The sequence below is a fragment of the Streptomyces sp. N50 genome (assembly GCF_033335955.1).
In the GTDB taxonomy this organism is placed as follows: Bacteria; Actinomycetota; Actinomycetes; order Streptomycetales; family Streptomycetaceae; genus Streptomyces.
In genome coordinates this window covers 7,859,982-7,881,106 of record NZ_CP137549.1, presented here as the reverse complement: position 1 = coordinate 7,881,106, position 21,125 = coordinate 7,859,982, and the positions used below count along the sequence as shown (strand labels likewise).

16 protein-coding genes are annotated in these 21,125 nt (G+C 68.6%); 8 read left to right on the top strand and 8 right to left on the bottom strand.

From position 1 onward, the window contains the following. Positions 1-1,176, bottom strand: coding sequence for a glycoside hydrolase family 105 protein (locus R2B38_RS35080; RefSeq protein WP_318019826.1), 1,176 nt, complete (start codon positions 1,174-1,176; stop codon positions 1-3). A gap of 508 nt (positions 1,177-1,684) precedes the next feature. On the opposite strand from R2B38_RS35080, the gene R2B38_RS35075 reads away from it, so the two are divergent. After that, positions 1,685-2,521: an aldo/keto reductase gene (locus R2B38_RS35075; protein ID WP_318019825.1), complete on the top strand. Its 837-nt coding sequence runs from the start codon at positions 1,685-1,687 to the stop codon at positions 2,519-2,521. A 211-nt stretch (positions 2,522-2,732) separates the two neighbouring features. Then, positions 2,733-3,425, top strand: a complete 693-nt coding sequence (locus R2B38_RS35070; RefSeq protein ID WP_318019824.1) for a glycoside hydrolase family 75 protein — start codon at positions 2,733-2,735, stop codon at positions 3,423-3,425. 94 nt (positions 3,426-3,519) lie between these two features. On the opposite strand, the gene R2B38_RS35065 is transcribed toward R2B38_RS35070, so the two are convergent. Next, positions 3,520-4,224 carry an SDR family oxidoreductase gene (locus R2B38_RS35065; protein ID WP_318019823.1) on the bottom strand — a complete coding sequence of 235 codons (705 nt, stop codon included), beginning with the start codon at positions 4,222-4,224 and terminating at the stop codon, positions 3,520-3,522. 146 nt (positions 4,225-4,370) lie between these two features. Further along, on the bottom strand, positions 4,371-5,261 hold the full coding sequence (locus R2B38_RS35060; RefSeq protein WP_318019822.1) for a class I SAM-dependent methyltransferase: 891 nt from the start codon (positions 5,259-5,261) through the stop codon (positions 4,371-4,373). A gap of 124 nt (positions 5,262-5,385) precedes the next feature. Between R2B38_RS35060 and R2B38_RS35055 the strand changes: the two genes are divergently transcribed. After that, entirely contained in the window at positions 5,386-6,171 is a 786-nt protein-coding gene (locus tag R2B38_RS35055) for a phytanoyl-CoA dioxygenase family protein (RefSeq protein WP_318019821.1), read from the top strand. A gap of 89 nt (positions 6,172-6,260) precedes the next feature. On the opposite strand, the gene R2B38_RS35050 is transcribed toward R2B38_RS35055, so the two are convergent. Continuing rightward, positions 6,261-7,973, bottom strand: coding sequence for a glycoside hydrolase family 6 protein (locus tag R2B38_RS35050; RefSeq protein WP_318019820.1), 1,713 nt, complete (start codon positions 7,971-7,973; stop codon positions 6,261-6,263). A 105-nt stretch (positions 7,974-8,078) separates the two neighbouring features. Next, the gene (locus R2B38_RS35045; RefSeq protein WP_318019819.1) at positions 8,079-9,560 is read right to left on the bottom strand and encodes a cellulase family glycosylhydrolase; all 1,482 of its coding nucleotides are present in this window, start codon (positions 9,558-9,560) and stop codon (positions 8,079-8,081) included. 277 nt (positions 9,561-9,837) lie between these two features. On the opposite strand from R2B38_RS35045, the gene R2B38_RS35040 reads away from it, so the two are divergent. The 3 genes from R2B38_RS35040 to R2B38_RS35030 all read left to right on the top strand — a co-directional run bounded on the left by R2B38_RS35040 (position 9,838) and on the right by R2B38_RS35030 (position 16,413). Then, positions 9,838-12,756 (top strand): glycoside hydrolase family 48 protein, encoded by a 2,919-nt coding sequence (locus R2B38_RS35040; protein WP_318019818.1) that lies wholly within the window; start codon positions 9,838-9,840, stop codon positions 12,754-12,756. Positions 12,757-13,000: 244 nt separating this feature from the next. Further along, positions 13,001-15,664, top strand: coding sequence for a cellulose binding domain-containing protein (locus tag R2B38_RS35035; protein ID WP_318019817.1), 2,664 nt, complete (start codon positions 13,001-13,003; stop codon positions 15,662-15,664). 134 nt (positions 15,665-15,798) lie between these two features. After that, a complete protein-coding gene (locus tag R2B38_RS35030; protein WP_318019816.1) occupies positions 15,799-16,413 on the top strand; it encodes a hypothetical protein in 615 nt (204 codons plus the stop codon). A 35-nt stretch (positions 16,414-16,448) separates the two neighbouring features. Here the strand turns inward: R2B38_RS35030 and R2B38_RS35025 are convergent, their stop codons facing one another. Then, a complete protein-coding gene (locus R2B38_RS35025; protein WP_318019815.1) occupies positions 16,449-18,356 on the bottom strand; it encodes a rhamnogalacturonan lyase in 1,908 nt (635 codons plus the stop codon). Positions 18,357-18,395: 39 nt separating this feature from the next. Beyond that, positions 18,396-19,364, bottom strand: coding sequence for a YafY family protein (locus R2B38_RS35020; RefSeq protein WP_318019814.1), 969 nt, complete (start codon positions 19,362-19,364; stop codon positions 18,396-18,398). A gap of 39 nt (positions 19,365-19,403) precedes the next feature. On the opposite strand from R2B38_RS35020, the gene R2B38_RS35015 reads away from it, so the two are divergent. Next, a complete protein-coding gene (locus tag R2B38_RS35015; protein ID WP_318019813.1) occupies positions 19,404-19,883 on the top strand; it encodes a hypothetical protein in 480 nt (159 codons plus the stop codon). Continuing rightward, positions 19,880-20,347, top strand: coding sequence for a hypothetical protein (locus tag R2B38_RS35010; protein ID WP_318019812.1), 468 nt, complete (start codon positions 19,880-19,882; stop codon positions 20,345-20,347). The genes R2B38_RS35015 and R2B38_RS35010 overlap by 4 nt, the downstream gene beginning before the upstream one ends. Here the strand turns inward: R2B38_RS35010 and R2B38_RS35005 are convergent. Beyond that, entirely contained in the window at positions 20,325-21,095 is a 771-nt protein-coding gene (locus tag R2B38_RS35005) for a class I SAM-dependent methyltransferase (protein WP_318019811.1), read from the bottom strand. The two genes, R2B38_RS35010 and R2B38_RS35005, sit on opposite strands and share 23 nt — an antisense overlap. Between the last annotated feature and the right edge of the window lie 30 nt (positions 21,096-21,125).

Sequence of the window (21,125 nt, the reverse complement as noted above, 5' to 3'; positions counted from 1 at the left end):
CTACTCACCTCGCAGTTGTTCGTTCATGATCAGGAAGGCGCCCAGTCCGTGGAAGTCGTTGGTGGCCCGGGTGCGGGCGACGTAGTACGCGTAGTCGCCGACGTTCGTGCCGATGGAGATGTCGGTCAGATCGGTGCGGCCGTCGGCGCCGACCGAGAGTTTCGCGAGGACGCCCTCGTAGCCGCGCCGGGCGACGTCGGCGTAGTGCCGGTCCAGGTAGCCCTGTTGGGCGCCGCGCGAGAGGGCGTAGGTGAACATGCTGGAGCAGGACGTCTCGGTCCAGTTGTCGCTGCGGGCACCCTTGTCCATGACCTGGAACCAGCGGCCGGTCGCCGGGTCCTGGTACTTCTCCAGTCCGGCCGCCAACCGGCGCAGGATGCCGAGGAGTTGGGGCCGTCGCGGATGGTCGGCGGGGAGTGCGTCGAGGACGTTCGTGATGGCCATCGCGTACCAGCCGACCGCGCGACACCAGTGTTCCGGCGCGAGTCCGGTCGCCGGATCGGCCCAGCTCGCGGTGCGCGATTCGTCGTAGGCGTGCTTCAACAGGCCGTTCGCGACCTGGAGATGACTGCCGTAGACGTAGAGCTGCTTGGCCGCCTCGTCGTTCGTGTAGGCGCTGTCGCCGAACTCCTTGCCGTACTCGACGAGGAACGGGTTCACCATGTAGACGCCGTCCGCCCAGAGTTGATGGGCGCGGCTGCTGCTGTCGGCGTGCCAGAAGCCGCCGTCGCTCGTGCGCGGGTAGGTGTCGAGGCGGTCGCGGATCTTCTTGGCGGCCTTGCGGTAGCGGTCCTGGCCGGTCTCGTGGTGCAGGATCACCACGAGCCGGCCGGCCTGCATGCTGTCGAGGCTGTCGAAGGACTGGGCGATCGAGCCGTCGCTCTTCACGAAACGGTCGACGTAGCTCTTGATGTAGGTCAGGTAGCGGGCGTCGTGGGTGCGCTTGTACGTGAGGTACTGGCCGTAGAGGTAGAGGCCGACCGGGTACGACCAGCCGCCGATGGTGCTCGGTGTGTAGCGGGCCGTGGTGGAGTCGACCACGGCCACGGACCAGTCGGGCGCTGCGGCCGGGCGGCTCGCCGCCACCGCCGTTTCGAGCGGCGGGGCCGCCCCGGTCAGGGTGGCGGTGGCGAGGGCTGCCGCGGTCAGGGCCGTTCGCAGGCGTCGGCGTCTCATGTTCCTCCCTTTCATGGTCTGTTGACCGGGGACTTTCGACCGGGGACTATTGACCGACTGATCAGTCGGTAGGAGCGAAGAGGGCCCCGCTCGCCGTCGCGGGTCCGCATGCCGTGCGCGGCATGGACGACGAGGCCTTCACCACACCTTTTCATCCGATGTTTCTGGCATACGATGCACCGTCTACGGAATCCCGGACAGCACTCTGGTCGGGTGCGCATACCTGCTCTCCTGAGGAATGGGGGTTCTCGGAGTCACAACAGGCGCCAGCGTTCACATGTACGTATCGCGTTCACGGACGCGTCCGGCGGCGTGTTTCAGGGTTGCGGCACGACGGTCTGCGGTCAATGGTCCGGACCGAAAAAGGTCGGATGCATTTCTCGCCAATCTTCAGCGGACGGCGCCGACCCGCCGATGAGTCCGGACGGATTTCGCGGTCAGGAATGCGACACGGCCCGTGATCGTTGACGATATGAGTACCACCCGACGACTGAAGGATCGAGAGCTCGTGAGCAGCAAGGTCCCCCCGATCATCCTCAACAACGGTGTCGAGATGCCCCAGCTGGGCTTCGGCGTCTGGCAGGTGCCGGACGACGAGGCGGAGCGGGCGGTGGCCACCGCACTCGAGGCCGGGTACCGCAGCATCGACACCGCTGCGATCTACGGCAACGAAGAGGGCACCGGAAAGGCCATCGCCGCGTCCGACGTCCCGCGCGAGGACCTCTTCGTCACCACCAAGCTCTGGAACAGCGACCAGGGGTACGACGCCACACTGCGCGCCTTCGACGTCTCGTTGGAGAAGCTCGGCCTGGAGTACCTGGACCTCTATCTGATCCACTGGCCGACCCCGGCCCGGGACAAGTACCTCGACAGCTACAAGGCGTTCGAGAAGCTGTACGCGGACGGCCGCGTGCGTGCCATCGGCGTCTCCAACTTCGAACCCGACCACCTGGCCCGGCTGATCGAGGGCACCTCGGTCATCCCGGCGGTCGACCAGATCGAACTGCACCCGCAGTTCCAGCAGCGCGCCGGGCGCGAGTACCAGGCGGAGCAGGGCATCGCGACCGAGGCCTGGTCGCCGCTCGGCTCGGGCAAGGGCCTCCTGGAGGTCCCGGCCATCGTCGCCATCGCCCAGAAGCACGGCCGCACTCCGGCCCAGGTCGTGCTGCGCTGGCACATCCAGCTCGGCAACGTGGTGATCCCCAAGTCCGTGACGCCGTCGCGGATCAAGGAGAACATCGAGGTCTTCGACTTCAGCCTCGACACCGAGGACCTCGCGGCCATCAGCGCGCTGAACGAGGACCGGCGCCTGGGCCCCGATCCGTCGACGTTCAACGCGGCCTGAATCCAAGGCACTTGGCCTGAACCCCAGGTAGCGCGAGCGCCCCGGAGCCTGTCGGCTCCGGGGCGCATCGTTTTTCCCTGCGGCTCTCCGTGGCGCTTTCCGTGCCGCCGGCCCACTTGGTTCGTACCAGGGTCTTGACGCGGGCATGCCGTCGGGGCCACCTTGTTGCGCACCCGGTAAGGAAACTTTCCTAACAGAAGGGTCCCCCACAGTGCGCATGCGAACACTGACCCTCGCCGCGGCCTCGGCTGCCGCCCTGCTCGCCGCCGGAGTGCTCCCCGCGAGCGCCTCCGGCGCCACCCCCAAGTCGGCGCAGGAGGGTTCGGTCAGCGCGGCCTCCCTGCTCGCCAAGGTGACGTCCTGCTCGCAGATATCGAACGGCAAGTACCGTACGGACGACGAGACTTCGGCCACCATCCCGGTCTGCGGCAAGAACGGCGCCGTGTTCTGGAAGGCCGACATGGACATCGACTGCGACGGCCAGCGCACCTCGAAGTGCAACGAGAACGCCGACCCCTGGTACCAGGACGACACGGCGTTCCACCAGTCCAACGGCCAGCCCCTGAAGGCGGATTCACTCCCGTACATCGTGGTGCCCAGCTCCAGCAGCATCTGGAAGTACTCCAGCTACGGCATCAAGGGCGGCGGCGTGGTCGCCGTCGTCTACAACAACAAGGTCGAGTACGCCGTCGTCGGCGACACCGGCCCCACCAACATCATCGGCGAGGCCTCGTACGCAACGGCCAGCGCCCTCGGCATCGACCCCGACCCGGCGACGGGCGGCGCCGACTCCGGCGTGACGTACATCCTGTTCAAGAACTCGACGGTCTCCCCCATCGAGAGCCACAGCGCGGCGGTGTCGCTGGGCGACCAGCTGGCGAAGCAGTTCCTGGCGAACAACTGAGGCCGCGGAACAGCTGACTTGGGACAGAGCTGGGGCCCGTTGCCACGACTGTTCGCGGCAACGGGCCCCACCCGCACCCCAGTTGACCGGTGTGTCAGTTGGGCTGCCCGATCGGCCGGACGACGACGGTGTTGATGTCGACGCCGGCGGGCTGGCGGATCGACCAGAGGATCGTGTCGGCGATCTGGTCGGCGGTGAGGAGATGGCCGGGCGGCAGGCTGCCGTTGCCGTCCCAGAACGGGGTCTCCACCCGGCCCGGGGCGACCAGCGTCACGCCGATTCCGAACTCCGTGACCTCGCGCCGGGTGTTCTCGGCGAGACCGGTCATCGCCCACTTGGTCGCGCCGTAGATGTTGCCCGGGGTGTGCACGAACCCGGCGACGCTGCCGATCAGCACGATCCGGCCGTGCGTCTGCTTCAGCGCGTCGACGGACGCCCGGATCAGCAGGGCGGGACCGAGGACGTTGGTCAGCACCATCTCGGTCCACCCGGCCGGGTCGCCCTCGGCGACCGAATCGTGCGTGGCGACACCGGCGTTGGCGACGACCGCGTCGAGCCGCCCGAACTGTTTGAGCGTCGCCTCCACGGCGGCCTGCACCTCGCCGTACTCGGCGGCGCTCCCGGGGATGGTCAACAGGCCCTCGGGGTGGCCCAGTTGGGCGGCGAAGTCGTACAGGCGCTGCTCGCTGCGGCCGGTGACGGCCACCCGGCCCCCGGCGCTGAGGAGTTGACGGGCGACGGCAGCGCCGATCCCGCTGCCGCCGCCGGTTATGAGCGCGACGTGAGAGTTGTCGTTCATGGTGGTGGTCCCCCCGTGGGTCGGTGAACTCCGCGCAGTCGGAGGGGCAGTTCATCACCTTGAGCAGGCTCGAAGTCAAGCCGCCGAGATCACGGGCCCTTCCGACCCGTCGGGATCGCTTCACCCCGTCGCGATCACGGGCCGCCTCAGTCGGCCCGCACCGCCCTGTGCACGGTGTGCGTGGCAAGCACGAACACGTCGGCGCGCCGGTGCACGCTCGCCGGGTCCTCCGGGTCGACGAGCCGGTCGAGGGTGGACCGGTCCACGGCGTCCATCGCCTCGCCGTAGGTGTCACGCACCCGGGTCAGCCAGGTCGCGGCATAGGCGCGGACGCGGTCGGGGGCCGGGGCGGGCAGGTCGAGGAGGAAGCTGCGGCTGCCGGTGTGCTTGAGGCCGGCCGACTCCAGGAGGGCGGGCCAGTCCTCGGTCTCGGTGACGGCGCCGGGGAGGTCGGCGCGCATCTGCGCGAACCACTCGGCCTCGATCGCGTCGATCCGCGCCTCCAGGCCCGGGCGGCCGATGCCGAAGTCGCGCGGCAGGAACCGGGAGGGCAGGCCGCCCTCCATGATCGCGAGGGTGCCGCCGGGCGCGAGCCGCTGTGCGAACGCGGCGAGACCGGCACGCTGGTCACCGAGGTGATGCAGACTGCGGCCGGCCCACATGAGGTCGGCCGGGTACTCCAACTGCCCTAGAACCTCGGGCAGTTCACCGGTCAGCGTGCCGAAGCGGTCGCCGAAGCCCAGCCGGTCGGCGCGGGCGTTGGCCCGTTCCAAGAGCGGCTCGGAGAAGTCCACCGCGACGACCCGGGCACCCGGGAACGTCTCCGCGAACAGACACGCGACCACCCCGGGTCCGCTGCCCACGTCGACGATCAGCCCCGGATCGGTCCGCTCCTTCGCGAGCCACGCCATCGCCCGCTCGTACAGCGGCGCGAACAGCTCCGCCTGGGTCTCCAGCAGGGGACCCATGACGGCCCAGTCGAGGTCGGTGTGGTCGTGGTGGTGGTGTGCGTGCTTCTCGTCGTGCTCGTGCGCCATGGTGGTCACCCTCTCGTCCGCGTGCCGCCAGCCTGCGCCGACGCACCGTCCGGCGGCCACTCGCGTTGCCGAAGCGGCAAATAATGAGGTGCGGAACAGGTCGTCCCTCACCGAGCATGCCCACATGGACGACACGGTCGGCGTGATGGTGGACCGCTTCCTCGAAGACGGGTTCGTGAAGATCGAGGGCGCCTTCCCACCCCGGGTCGCCGAGCACTGCGCTCGGCTGCTCTGGCAGGAGACGGGCTACGACCCCGACGACCCCGGCACCTGGAAGGACCCGGTGGTGTGGGTGAGCGACATGGCCCAGGGCCCGTTCGCCGCCTCGGTCAACTCCCCTGCCCTGCATGAGGCGTTCGACCTCCTGGTGGGCGCCGGCCGCTGGCAGTCCCGGTACTCGGTGGGCAGTTTCCCGCTGCGCTTCCCGCACGCGACGGAGCCGGACGACGCCGGCTGGCACATCGAGGGCAGCTATGTCGCGGAGGGCGCGGAGAACGAGTGGCCGTACGCGAACCTGGCCTCGCGGGGCCGGGCGCTGCTGATGCTGATGCTCTACACCGAGGTCACCGAGGAGAACGCGCCGACCCGCATCCGGGTCGGCTCCCACCTCGACGTCCCGCGCGTCCTGGAACCGTACGGCGAGAAGGGCGCCTCGTCGCTCACCCTCGGCCCGAAGGTGGCCGAGGCGTCCGCCGGGCGCCCCCTCGCGTACGCCACCGGCAACCCCGGTGACGTCTACCTCTGCCACCCCTTCCTGGTCCACGCGGCCCAACCCCACCACGGCAACCGCCCTCGCTTCATGGGCCAGCCACCACTGATGCCAACGGTGCCGTACGAGTTGGACCGATCCAACGGCGACTATTCGGTGGTGGAGTTCGCGATCCGCCGCGGCCTGTCAAACAAGGGCTGACCCCCACGCCCCCTTCTTTAGGGGCGCGGGGAACTGCGCGACCAGCCACACACGGCCGGCAGCCAAAAACTCGACGCAACCAACGGCTCCTACAGCGGCGGGTACGCGTTGGCCATCAGCTGCTGGAACTGCGCAGAGAACCAGTGCCCGGACAACGGCGCATTCGGCAACGCACCCGACAGGTTGTTCCCGTTACGCGCGTTCCCCGTGTACGTCGGGTCGCACATCCGGTCGAACCCCTTGCCCTCGTCGTTGGCGATGGCCGTGCTGGACCCGTCCGACTCGCCCGGCGGCTTCATCCACACATACGCGTCGATCCCGGCGGCAGGAGCAGCCTGCGGCCGCTCGCCCAGACCCGCACCGGACTGGTTGCACCAGTTCCCGACCTGGATCCGACGGTCGTAGCGCCCGCCGTCAACGTACGTGTCCACACTGGTGGTCGCACCCGGACCGGTGGGCCGAGCGGAACCACCCCACCCGTTCCTCGACGTGTCGATCAGCATGCCGATACCGGAGTTGAAGCCCACGGACACCAACTCACTGCGGAACGCCTGGGCGTACGACAGCTCGTCCACGTAGCGGTTCCAGTCGACCCACTTGGACTGGCGCACGGAGACGCCGTTCACGCTGTCGTTGATGGTGAAGTTGTTCTCCTTCAGGGCGCTGTAGTTGGCCGTGTTGGTGATGAAGCCGGCCACGTCGTTCACGGTCGCGCCCTCGGCGTTCGCGGCCTGGTAGAAGAGGTTCGCGGAGGGGACGAAGTTGTCGTCCCAGCCGAGCCAGCCGTGGTGTCCGGCGTCGATGTAGTTGTAGACGTTGGGGATCGCGCCGAGCTTGTTCAGCGCGTAGCCGACGCCCTTCACGTAGTTGCCGTTGGCGAGCATCGTGTCGCACTGCGGGGTGGCCGTGGCCTTGCTGCCGGTGTTGGTCACGAGGTTGGGCAGCGAGTCGATCTCGATCGTGGTGACGATCCGCAGCGAGGCGTACTTGCTGTCGGCGAGGATCGCCGCGATCGGGTCGATGAACTCGGTCTCGTAGCGGCCGATTTCGGTCGGGCCGAGCTCACCGTTCGAGGCCAGGGCCGCGCAGTCGCGCCCGGGGAGGTCGTAGACGACGAGCTGGACGACCTCTTCGCCGGTGCCCTTCTGGGCGAGCGCCGCGTCGAGGTGGGCGCGCAGGCCCATCCCGCCGTTGACGCCGTTGATCGCGGCGATGCGGTCGAGCCAGACGCCGGTGGGCTGGTTGGAGACCCGGCTGCCGCCGGTCTCGGCCGCGGCCTTCGCGGACCACTCCGGGTTCACGTACACCTTGGCACCCGCGTACGGGTTGTCGACCCGTGTGCCGGGATCGGTGCCGCCACCCCCTCCCCCGCCGCTGCCGTCGTCGACGTTGCAGGTCACACCGTCGAGGGTGAAGGTGGTCGGCAGCGCGTTGGTGCCGCTGTAGGAGGCGTTGAAGCCGAAGCTGACCGAACTCCCGGTCCCCAGGCTCCCGTTGTACGTCTCGTTGGCCGCCGTGACGGCGGTACCGCTCTGGCTGATCTTCGCGTTCCAGCCGCTGGTGATCTTCTGGTTACCGGCGTACGACCACTTCGCGGCCCAACTCGACTTGGCGGCGCCGTTGTTGGTGATCGTGACGGCGGCGGTGAAGCCGGTGTCCCACTGGTTCTGCACCTTGTAGTCGACGCTGCACGGGATCGCGGCGATGCCGGTCTCCGCCGAGGGAGCGGCGGCGACCGCCGTCCCCGAGGCCCCGGCGACGAGCACCAAGGCAGCGAGCAACGCTGTTCTGGTACGGCTCATGAGTGCGGGTTTCCTTGTCTGTGAAGGAAGCTGGTTGCGGGTGCTGTTGGATCGGTGTCCGTGAAGGAAGGTGGTTGCGGATGCTGTTGGACCGGTCCAGGGCGCCTATCCGTTGAGGGCGCGCAGATGGTCACGCAGCCCGATGCCGTACGCGGTGGGCGTACCGGCGTAGTCGGAGATCAGTGACGGACCCGCGGAACAGTCCCAGGTGTTCCAGGTCCAGCCGAGATACGAGAGCCCGCGGTCGTCGAACCACTTCATGACCTGGTCGACGAAGGCGTGCGAGCAGGTGTTCTCGCCGATCTCCCCTGCCACCAGCGGCACTTGGGCCGCGACGGGGGCGAGTGTGGAGTTCCAGCAGCTCTCGCTCGCGCAGGTGTTGAAGTTGTACACGTGGTACGCGGCGACGAGATTGCCGGTCGGATCGGTGGGTTTGTAAGTCAGCCACTGGCTCAGGTCGTTCGAGTACGCGAGCCCGCCGGCCATGATCACGTTCGTGGCGCCGGTCGACCGTACGGCGTCGACGAGATCCTGCATACCGGCGACCTCGTACCCGATGCCGGGGCAGGTGCCGCCGTCGCGCCAGCACTGCCACGCCTGGGTGGTCGTGGAGGTGGCCCGGTCCGGGTAGGGCTCGTTGAACAGGTCGAACGCGACGGCCTGGTCACCCTTGAAGGTGCTGGCGACCGAGGACCAGAACGACGGTGTGTACTGCGCGTCCGGCATCGGCTTCTGGCAGGTGGCGTGCACGTCGGAGCAGCCCGCCGAGTTGCCGGTGTACTGGCCGTAGGTCCAGTGCAGTTCGACGATCGGGGTCATGCCGTGCGCCTCGACCTTCGCCACCAGGTCCTTCACGGCGGCGATGTAGTTGGCGCCCGCGTACTCGGGCTTGATGTTCGAAAGCCCCAGCCAGCACTCCTCGTTGAGCGGAATGCGGACCGTGTTCGCCTTCCAGTCGGCGATCGCCGCGACGGCCGCGTCGTCCACGGGACCGTCCCAAATGCCGTAGCCCTGCACGCACATGAACTCGCCGCCGGAGCGGTTGACGCCGAGCAGACGGCGGTTGGTGCCGTCGGCGTCCACGAGCTTGTTGCCGGAGACGTGCAGTGCGGGTGCGGTGCCGTTGGTCGGCGGTGAGGTCGGAGGCGGCGACGTGGGTGGTGTCGGCTCCGCATCGACGTTGCAGGTCGTCCCGTTGAGCTTGAACGCGGACGGTACGGCGTTGCTCCCCGACCAGTTGGCGAGGAACCCGGCGCTCACGCTCGCGCCGGTGCCGAGCGCGCCGTTCCAGCTCTCGTTGGTCGCGGTGACCGTCGTGGCGGACTGGGACCACTTGGCGTTCCAGCCCTGGGTGACCTTCTGGCCGCCGGCGAAGTCGAAGCCGAGGCTCCAACTGCTCACCGGTGCCATGTTGTTGGTGATCCGCACTGAACCCTGGAAGCCGGTGTCCCACTGGCTGGTGACCGAGTACTCCACCGTGCACGCGGGAGTGGCACCGGACGCCGTGACGACCGGAACGACCAATGCCCCGACAAGGGCGGTCGCGCCGGCGACGGCTAAAAGCATTGAACGCGGGGGGTGTCGCATGAGCGACTCCTTGCAGCTCGGGCGCGTCGCACGGACGCGTCGACTGACGGAATCGCTCCCACTGGTGTCCAGGAAGGTAGCGCCAAGTGACGGTAAAGGACAGGGGAGTCACAGACTTTCGCTGACTTTCCCCCAACTGACACCTGTCGAATCTTTTCGACTCCGTAAGCACCTTGACGGCTCACACCCCCGTCCCCACGATGGGAGCGCTCCCACTGGTTCAAGGCTTGTTGCTGCTCCGCCCCCACCCCTCCGAGCCGCAAGGAGGAACCAGCACATGCACCCCAGAAGGAGACGCCGTTTGACGCGGCGACTGTGGACCGCTGTCGTGGCGGCCCTCGCACTTCCCGTCTCGATGCTCGCGACGGGCACAACTCCCGCCCAGGCGGCGACAGTTCAGTGCAGCGTGGACTACAAGACCAACGACTGGGGCTCCGGCTTCACCGCGGATCTGACCCTCACCAACCGGGGTACGGACGCGATCAACGGCTGGACCCTGACGTACAGCTACGCCGGCAACCAGAAACTCAGCAACGGCTGGAACGGCACCTGGTCCCAGTCCGGCAGCGCGGTCTCGGTGACGAACGCGTCGTACAACGGAACGATCGCCGCGGGCGCCGCCGTCTCGACCGGCGCCCAGTTCAGCTACAGCGGCACCAACACCGCGCCCACCTCGTTCGCGGTCAACGGCACCACCTGCGCCGGCGCGCACCAGCCGCCGATCACCGTGCTGACCAGCCCGAGCGCGGGCGCGATCTACACGCAGGGGGCGGCGGTCCCGCTCGCGGCGACCGCGGCGGCGGCCGACAACGCGACGATCAGCAAGGTCGAGTTCTACGACGACACCACGCTGCTCGGCACGGACACGAGCTCGCCGTACTCACTCTCCGCCTCTGGATTGACCGTGGGCAGTCACTCACTGGTGGCGAAGGCCTACGACAGTCTGGGCGCGTCCGGGGAGTCGACTCCGGTCGGCATCACGGTCGCCTCGGGTCCTGCGGTGGTGGCCTCACCGGCCCAACTCGGCGTCCAGCAAGGCAAGTCGGGCACGTACGCGGTGTCGCTGTCCACGCAGCCGTCGTCGAACGTGACCGTCACGACGGCCCGCGCGAGCGGCAACACGGGGTTGTCCGTCACCGGTGGCGCGTCACTGACCTTCACGCCGTCGAACTGGAACACCGCGCAGACGGTGACCCTCACGGCGGACGCGTCGGGCACCGGTTCGGCGTCCTTCGAGTCGACGGCGACGGGGTTCACCAAGGCGACGGTCACCGTGACGGAGCTGGCGGCGGCGAACGCGTACGACGCCCGCTTCCTGGACCTGTACGGGAAGATCACCAACCCGGCGAACGGCTACTTCTCGCCCCAGGGCATCCCCTACCACTCGGTGGAGACCCTGATCGTCGAGGCGCCGGACCAGGGGCACGAGACCACGTCGGAGGCGTACAGCTATCTGCTGTGGCTGCAGGCGATGTACGGCAAGGTGACGGGCGACTGGTCCAAGTTCAACGGCGCCTGGGCTCTCATGGAGAAGTACATGATCCCGACCCACGCCGACCAGCCGACGAACTCGTTCTACAACGCCTCGAAGCCGGCGACCTACGCGCCCGAGCTGGACACACCGAACGAGTATCCGGCGAAGCTCGACACCTCGGTGCCGGTGGGATCGGATCCGATCGCCGGTGAACTGAAGACCGCATACGGTACGGACGATGTCTACGGTATGCACTGGCTGGAGGACGTCGACAACACCTACGGCTACGGCGACACGCCGGGCGGCGGGTGCGAGGCGGGGCCGACGGCGAGCGGGCCGTCGTACATCAACACCTTCCAGCGCGGGCCGCAGGAGTCGGTGTGGGAGACGGTGCCGCAGCCCACCTGCGACGCCTTCAAGTACGGCGGCACGAACGGGTACTTGGACATCTTCACCGGTGACTCCTCGTACGCCAAGCAGTGGAAGTACACCGACGCGCCGGACGCCGACGCGCGGGCCGTGCAGGCCGCGTACTGGGCCGACGTGTGGGCGAAGGAGCAGGGCAAGGGCTCCGACGTCTCCACGACCGTCGGCAAGGCGGCGAAGATGGGCGACTATCTGCGCTACGCCATGTACGACAAGTACTTCAAGAAAATCGGCAACTGCGTCGGACCGTCCACCTGCCCGGCCGGGACCGGCAAGGACGCGTCGGACTATCTGCTGTCCTGGTACTACGCGTGGGGCGGCGCCAATGACACCAGCGCGGGGTGGGCCTGGCGGATCGGGTCCAGTCATGTGCACGGGGGTTATCAAAACCCGTTGGCCGCCTACGCGTTGAGTTCGTACGCGGACTTGAAGCCCAAGTCCACTACGGGTGCGGCGGATTGGGGTACCTCGCTGTCGCGGCAGCTGGAGTTCTACCGCTGGCTGCAGTCGAGTGAGGGTGCCATCGCCGGTGGCGCCACGAACAGTTGGCAGGGGCGGTACGCGAGTCCGCCGGCCGGGACGTCGACGTTCTACGGCATGTACTACGACCAGCAGCCCGTGTATCACGACCCGCCGTCCAACCAGTGGTTCGGGTTCCAGGCGTGGTCGATGGAGCGGGTCGCCGAGTACTACCAGCAGACGGGGAACGCGAGCGCGAAGGCGGTTCTCGACAAGTGGGTGGCCTGGGCGTTGTCCAAGACCACGGTCAATCCGGACGGGACGTATCTGATTCCCTCGACGTTGCAGTGGTCGGGGCAGCCGGACACGTGGAACGCGTCAAGTCCCGGTGCCAATGCGGGACTTCATGTCACCGTGGCCGACTACACCAATGACGTGGGTGTGGCCGCCGCGTATGCCAAGACGCTGACGTACTACGGCGCGAAGTCCGGTAACGCGGCGGCGAAGACGACCGCGAAGGCGCTGCTCGACGGGATGTGGGGCAACTACCAGGACAGTCTGGGGGTTGCCGTTCCGGAGACCCGCGCGGACTACAACCGGTTCGACGACAGTGTGTATGTGCCGAGTGGGTTCAGCGGGACGATGCCGAACGGGGACGCGGTCAACTCCGCTTCTACGTTCGCCTCGTTGAGGTCCTTCTACAAGAACGATCCGGCTTGGTCGAAGATCCAGAGTTATCTGGCGGGTGGGGCCGCGCCGGTCTTCACGTATCACCGGTTCTGGGCTCAGGCGGATGTCGCCTTGGCCATGGGGTCGTACGCGGAGCTTCTCGAATAGCCCCCGCGAGGCGCTCCGCGGGTTGGGTGGTTGTTCGGCTGCGGGTCCGTTGTGGCTGGTCGCGCAGTTCCCCGCGCCCCTGAAGGGGCGCTGCAGCCCCCCGAGTTCCCACGGAACCGCTTCGAAGCTCCGCGTGCGTGGCCCCGTCACCTGACGGCGGGGCCTACCGGCCGGGCGGCCCCCACCCGCACTGGGGGTCGCCCGGCTCCTGCGTCCTGAACACCTCTTCATGAGAGGACCTCCCGTGCGAAGAACCCGAGTTCTCACGGCCGTACTCGCCCTCGCCGCCGGGCTGTTGGTGGGTAGTCCGTCCGCCCTCGCCGCGAACGCGCCCAGAGCGACGCTCGCGGCCGACACGTACACATGGCACAACGCCCGGATCGACGGGGGCGGGTTCGTGCCCGGCATCGTCTTCAACCGGAAGGAGAAGAACCTCGCCTACGCCCGGACCGACATCGGCGGGGCCTATCGCTGGCAGGAGTCGACGAAGACCTGGACGCCGTTGCTGGACTCGGTCGGGTGGGACGAGTGGGGGCACACCGGGGTGGTGAGTCTCGCGTCCGACTCCGTCGACCCGGACAAGGTGTACGCGGCCGTCGGCACGTACACGAACAGCTGGGATCCGACGAACGGGGCCGTGCTCAGGTCCGGTGACCGGGGCGGGAGTTGGCAGAAGACCGACCTCCCGTTCAAGCTCGGCGGGAACATGCCGGGGCGCGGTATGGGTGAGCGGTTGGCCGTCGATCCCAACAAGGACAGCGTGTTGTATCTGGGGGCACCCAGCGGGAAGGGATTGTGGCGGTCCACGGACTCCGGGGTCACCTGGTCGCAGGTGACGAACTTCCCCAACGTCGGTAACTACGTGCAGGATCCGACCGACACGAGCGGGTACGCCAACGACAACCAGGGCATCGTGTGGGTCACCTTCGACGAGTCGACGGGTACGGCCGGCAGCTCGACCAAGACCATCTACGTCGGGGTCGCCGACCAGGCCAACGCCGTGTACCGGTCGACGGACGCGGGGGCCACGTGGTCGCGGGTGGCCGGGCAGCCCACCGGTTATCTGGCGCACAAGGGTGTACTGGATGCGGTCAACGGTTATCTGTACATCGCATACAGCGACAAGGGCGGCCCGTACGACGGCGGCAAGGGGCAGTTGTGGCGGTACGCCACCGCTACCGGCGCCTGGACGAACATCAGCCCGGTCGCCGAGGCCGACACCTACTACGGGTTCAGCGGGTTGACCGTCGACCGGCAGCATCCCGGGACCGTGATGGCGACGGCGTACAGCTCCTGGTGGCCGGACACGCAGATCTTCCGCTCCACGGACAGCGGCGGCACCTGGACGAAGGCCTGGGACTACACGTCGTATCCCAACCGTGCGAACCGCTACACCATGGACGTGTCGTCCTCGCCCTGGCTGACCTTCGGGGCGAACCCGTCGCCGCCCGAACAGGCCCCGAAACTGGGCTGGATGACCGAGTCGCTGGAGATCGACCCGTTCAACTCGAACCGCATGATGTACGGGACGGGGGCGACGCTCTACGGCACGGAGAACCTGACCAACTGGGACAGCGGCGGCCAGTTCACCGTGAAGCCGATGGTGCAGGGGCTGGAGGAGACGTCCGTCAACGACCTCGCCGCTCCCCCGTCCGGCGGGGCCCAACTCCTCAGCGCGCTGGGCGACATCGGCGGGTTCCGGCACACGGATCTGACCAAGGTCCCCTCGATGATGTTCACTTCGCCGAACTTCACGACGACCACGAGCCTCGACTTCGCGGAGGCCAACCCCAACACCGTGGTGCGCGTGGGCAATGTGGACTCGGGGGCGCACATCGCGTTCTCGACGGACAACGGCGCCAACTGGTTCGCGGGGACCGACCCTTCGGGCGTGAGCGGTGGGGGGACGGTGGCCGCGGCGGCCGACGGGAGCCGGTTCGTATGGAGTCCGGCGGGTGCGGGTGTGCAGTACACGACAGGCTTCGGCTCGTCCTGGGCCACGTCCAGCGGTATCCCGGCGGGCGCGATCGTCGAGTCGGACCGGGTGGACGCGAAGACCTTCTACGGCTTCAAGTCCGGTCATTTCTACGTCAGTTCGGACGGCGGGGCGACCTTCACCACGTCGGCGGCGACCGGCCTCCCCAGCGGTGACAGCGTGCGCTTCAAGGCGCTGCCCGGCACGAAAGGGGACGTGTGGCTGGCGGGCGGCGCGAGCGACGGGGCGTACGGGCTGTGGCACTCCACGGACTCCGGCGCCGGCTTCACCAAGCTCGGAGGCGTCGACCAGGCCGACACCATCGGCTTCGGCAAGGCGGCGACCGGTGCCTCGTACCAGACTCTCTACACCAGCGCGAAGATCGGCGGCGTACGCGGCATCTTCCGCTCGACCGACAAGGGCGCGACCTGGACGCGGATCAACGACGATGCGCATCAATGGGGTTGGACGGGTGCGGCCATCACCGGTGACCCGAGGGTGTTCGGGCGGGTGTATGTGTCGACGAACGGGCGCGGGGTCGTCTACGGCGACTCCTCCGCCGCCGGCGACGGAGGCAGCGGAGGTGGTGGTGGCACCGATCCGACCCCCACGGGCGCCTGCACGGTCACGTACAAGATCACGAACCAGTGGGCGGGCGGTTTCCAGGCCGACGTGCAGGTGACGAACACCGGGTCAACCGCCTGGAACGGCTGGGCACTTGGCTGGTCCTTCGCCGACGGGCAGCGGATCGGGCAGCTGTGGAACGCCGATTACACCCAGTCGGGCGCGGCGGTGACGGCGAGGAACGTGAGCTGGAACGGCACGGTGGCGGCGGGCTCTTCGGTGGGGTTCGGGTTCACGGGGAGCTGGTCGGGGGTGAACTCGAAGCCGGGTGCGTTCAAGGTGGGCGATCAGAGCTGCACGGTGACCTGACGAGGGGCGCGCATCTCAAAGGTGCGCGCCCTTCACTTCAACGTCACAAATCGATTACCTCTCCTTCGCACATCTCACGCCGCTCTTATATCGGGCGTTAAGTTCAACCCCCAACTAATCGCCAGGGGGACCCCATGTCGTACCAGTCGCCACCACCCGTGCCGCCCTCGCCCGAGCCCGCCCCGACGCCGCCGGGGCCCACATGGGCCCGTACGTATGTGGCCGTCCCCGCCGCGATCGCCCTCTTCGTCGTGGGTGCGGTGATCGGGGCCGCGGGCAACAACAGTGGTGGCGACAGCGACAAGACGAGTGCCGAGCCCGCCGCTACGAAGACGGTCACCGACACCAGGACCGTTACCGCCGCGCCCAAGGCAGCCGAGGTCGAGAAGGCCGAGCCCGCGCCGACGGTCACCGTCACGAAGACCGTGAAGGCCAAGGCGGCGGCGACGAGCGACGACGCGCCGTCCGGCAAGGCCCTGTTCAAGGTGTGGGGCAGCGCGCCGTCCGGTGTCGACATCACCTACGGCAGCGACGGGACCAACCTCCAGGGCAAGGGCCTGCCCATGGAGAAGACCATGACGGTGGACAGCGACGCGCTGTACTACCAGATCACCGCGCAACTCCAGGGCGGTGGCAATGTCCACTGCTCCATCACCATCGACGGGAAGACCAAGTCCGGTCAGGCGCAAGGGGGTTACAACATCTGCTCGGCCCAGCTGAACTCCGACTTCAGCGGCGGGTTCAGCTGAGCCGACAGACGCTGATCGGTCGGCGGTTCTCGGTCCTACGGCGTGAACACCGTGGGCCGAGGCGCCGTCGTCATCCCGTCGCCGATGTAGAAGCTCGGGTGCGGCGGTTGATTGTATGCAGTGTTCTGCCAGGCCAGGGCCGTGCGGTACTGGGTGTCGTGGAGCAGGGTGGTGATCCTGGTGGTCGTCTCGTACGGGGTCGAGTAGATCCGTAGCGCCGTGTTGTCCGTGGTGGGCCAGACGACCTCCTCGCGCCAGTCGCCGAGGATGTCCCCGGACAGGGTCGGGGTCGCCTTGGTGCTGTTGTTGGAGTGGACTCCGGCGCCGGTCAGGAGGCGGGTGTCGGCGGTCGTGCCGTACTTGTCGATGTGGGTGGCGTCGAGGAGTTCGCGCACCGGGTCGCCGTCCCACCAGGACAGGAAGTTGGTGCTGGAGGGCTTGCGGGTCGACACCACCGTGCCCTTGGGATTGCGGACGCCGCTCTCCGACGCCGACCAGGACTCGGCGCCCGCGCTGCCCGCCCAGATGTCGCCGGAGACACCGCGGCCGTTGTCACCGTTGGCCGGTGTGGACCAGATGACCGCGCCGGTCTTGGCGTCGGCCATCCACGAGGACGGTTTCGACGCGTCCTCGTCGACCTTGAACTCCTCCAGCCCCGGACGGGACGGGTCCAGGTCGCCTACGTGCAGGGCGTCTCCGTGGCCGTTCTTCGTGGTCCACAGGCCGGAGCCGTTGTCGTCGACGGCCATCGAGCCGTACACGATCTCGTCCTTGCCGTCCCCGTCGACGTCCGCGATCGCCAACTGGTGGTTGCCCTGGGCGTCGTAGCCCTTGCCGGTGTTGGTCGAGGAGTTGGTGTCGAAGGTCCAGCGGCGGGTGAAGGCGCCGTTCCGCCAGTCCCAGGCGGCGATCACCGTGCGCGTGTAGTAGCCGCGCGCCATGATCAGCGAGGGGCGGGAACCGTCCAAGTAGGCGGTACCGGCGAGGAACCGGTCGACGCGGTTGCCGTACGAGTCGCCCCAGGAGGAGACCGTGCCGCGCGCCGGAACGTAGTCGACGGTGCTCATCGCCCTGCCGGTCCGGCCGTTGAACATGGTCAGGTACTCGGGGCCCGACAGGACGTAGCCGCTCGAATTGCGGTAGTCCGCCGCCGAGTTGCCGATGACGGTGCCCGCGCCGTCGACCGTGCCGTCGGCCGTCTTCATGGCGACCTCGGCCTTGCCGTCGCCGTCGTAGTCGTACACCTGGAACTGTGTGTAGTGCGCGCCCGAGCGGATGTTGCGGCCCAGGTCGATGCGCCACAGGCGGGTGCCGTCGAGGGTGATCCCGTCGAGGATCGTGTCGCCGGTGTAGCCGGACTGGGAGTTGTCCTTGGCGTTCGTGGGCTGCCACTTGAGGACGAAGTCGAGCCGGCCGTCGCCGTCGAGGTCGCCGACGGAGGCGTCGTTGGCCTCGTAGGTGTACGCGACTCCATCGGGGGTGGTGCCACCGGCGGGCGGGGTGATCGCGACGTCCTCGTAGCCGGTGCGGAACTGGATCGCGTGGACCGAGTCGGCCTGCTCCGCACCGCCGACGATCGCGCGGACCGTGTAGTCGGCCTGGGCGGGCGCGCCGGCGTGGAAATAGTTCGTGGAACCCGTGATCGGGGCCGAGTTGACCTTCGTACCGGCCCGGTAGACGTTGAAGGAGACGTCGTCGGGATCGGTCCCGAGCCAGCGCCAGCTGACCAGATTGCCGCTGTCCGTGTGGACGCTGACGACGCCCCGGTCGAGGGCCTCGACCTGGCGGGCGGTGGCGGCCTCGGCGGTCGTGCTGGTGGTGAGGGTGGTGAGTCCGGCGGCGATCAGGGCCGCGACGGTGGTCAGGGCGGAGAGTACGGCCCTTCGTCTGCGGGGGTGGCGGGGCGGGTGAAGTGGATGCACGTGCGGGTGCGGGTGACTCACGTGGCGTACCTCCTGGGAGGACGGACGGGTTGCGTACCGTCAGTCGCCGCTGTCCGTGAGCAAGTTGCCGTACCTTTCGGCCAGTTGAGCCACCGTGCGCGCGATCCGGTCGCGCAGCTCGGGCGGTGCCAGGACCTCGATGTCCGTGCCCAGGCGCAGGAACTCGCCGTGCGCGTGCTCGACGGACTCGATCGGGACCGACATCAGGGTCCAACCGTCCGGCTCTGCCCGCCCGTTGACGGGGACCGCCCGTGCGAGCGTCGCCCCGGGCGCCAGCCGGACCACCGCCTCGCCGCGGAACAGGCGGTCGTGGAAGTCCCGTTGGTGGGCCGTCCAGTACGCGGCCAGGTCGAAATCCTCCGGGCGGGTGAACTCCTCGCCGGAGGTGGCGGAGGAGGCGTCGAGTTCCAGGATCTGGTCGACGCGGAAGGTGCGGGGTCCGGGGCCGGCGACGACGTACCAGCGGCCCGCCTTCAGCACGAGCCCGTACGGCTCCAGTCGGCGCCGTACGTCGGTCGGTTCGCGCCAGCGCCGGTACATGGCATACAGCACACGGTTGTTCCATACGGCGTCGGCGACTGTATGCAGGAATGGTGTGTCGTCGGCATCCGCGTACCAGCCCGGCGCGTCCAGGTGGAACCGGCCGCTGATCCGGTCGACGTGCTCGCGCAGTTCGGCGGGCAGGGCCGCGCGCACCTTCAACTGGGCGGCGGCGAGCACCGGGCCGAGGCCCAGTTCGGCGGCCGGTCCCGGCGCGCCCGCGAGAAACAGGGCCTCGGCCTCGTCCGTGGTGAGGCCGGTCAGGCGGGTGCGGTAGCCGGCGAGGAGGTGGTAGCCGCCGGCGTGACCCGCGTCGCCGTACAGCGGGACGCCCGCCGCGCTCAGTGCCTCGACGTCCCGGTAGACCGTGCGGACCGAGACCTCCAGCGCCTCGGCGAGCTGGGCGGCGGTCATCCGGCCGCGGGTCTGGAGCAGGAGGAGGATCGAGACGAGTCGGCTGGACTTCACTGACACATGGTGGCAGTGAAGTGGTCCTAGCGTCCTGCCATGCCCTTCACGGAGAAACTGCTGACCGTGCCACCGCCGATCGAGGTGGCCGGGCGGCACATCAAGCGCTACCACGTCACCGCCGACCCGGCGGGGATCGCACCCGAGGTGAAGAAGGCGGCGTACGCGATCCTGCCGGAGCTGCTTCCGGAGCCGGACGGCACTCCCCCGGCCACGTTCGTCGTGCTGCACCGGGGCGGCGACGACGGCGCCTATCTGAACGCGTACAGCTGGGTGTGGGACAACGTCCTGCACTTCCGGGGCGCGTCGGCGGGCCAGCCGGTGCTCGGCTGCCCCGACTACGACCCCACCCACTTCATCACTCCCGACCTGCCGTGGATCGGCTGTGTCTGGGAGCTGCCGCCGATCCTGCACGAACGGGACGCCTGGGTACGGCACTTGCTCGCGCCCGAAGTCCCGGACCTCGACGCCTACCTGGCCGACTCCCTGCTCGACGGAACCACTGGAGACCGCTCATGAGCAGCCCGCACGACTTCGACTTCCTCCACGGCGAGTGGGAAGTCGCGAACCGTCGCCTCACCGACTTCCTTCAACCCGGCAGCGGCTGGGAGGAGTTCGAGGGCACCAGCCGTTGTTGGCCTCTCTTCGACGGCGCCGCGAACGTCGACGAGATCGACATGCCGTACCTCGGTTCGAAGGGGCTGACCCTGCGGCTCTTCGACCGGGAGACCGAACAGTGGTCCCTGAACTGGTCGTCGAGCCGCACCGGGAAGCTGTTCCCGCCGGTGACCGGCCAATTCGAGGACGGCCGGGGCGAGTTCTACGGCGACGACACCCACGACGGAAAGGACGTACGGGTGCGGTTCGTCTGGTCGGGGGTCTCCGCGAGCGGCGCCCGGTGGGAGCAGGCGTTCTCCGTGGACGACGGGGCGAGCTGGGTGACCAACTGGACGATGGACTTCACCCGGCCGGGGGCTGCCTGAAGTCCGCCGACGGTTTCCTGAAGGCCAGGATCGTGAACTCGGGATCCGCGCGCGGCCGTTCCTGGTCCGGCAGCAACTCCAGCTCCCCGGCGAACCGTTCGCTGAGCGGTTCGCCGGGTGGCAGCATCGTGAACCAGCCCCGGTGCAGATCCACGACGGTGCTGCGCGGGCTGCGCCCCTGGCCGTGGCCGCGGAAGGTCGCCGTGCCGGCCGAGTGGAGGCCGTGTTCGGCGGCGTAGGTACGGACGTGGTCGGCGCTGTCCTGGGCGGGGCGGCGTGGGCGGGGTGCCAGGACGGCGTCGATGTCGCTGCCCACGTCGTGGGCGGCGGCCTTGTCGACCGTCGTGATGTACACGCCGCCGGGGCGGAGCACCCGCGCGCACTCCGCGACGATCGCCCCGGCGTCCTGCGGGCCGTCCACCAGGTGCAGCAGCCATACGGTCGTCACCGCGTCGAACACCCCGTCCGGAAACGGGAGTTGGCGGCTGTCCGCGAGGACGATCGCACCGGGCAGCCGGGCTGCCGCCGTGCGGGTCATCGCGGGTGCGGCGTCGAGGCCCGTCACCTGAAGGCCAGGGCGGGCAGCGGCCAGGCGGCGGGTGACGATGCCGGTGCCGCAGGCCACGTCCAGGAGGTTGCGGGCGGTCTGCGGGACGAGGCCCAGTACCGCCTCGGCGGCCGCGGCGGCGCGGGGCTCACCGCCGCGGGTCGCGTCGTACGCGTCGGCTTCCTTGTCGTAGTCGAGCACGCGCCTCTGCCCCCCGTCTCTCCCCTTCGC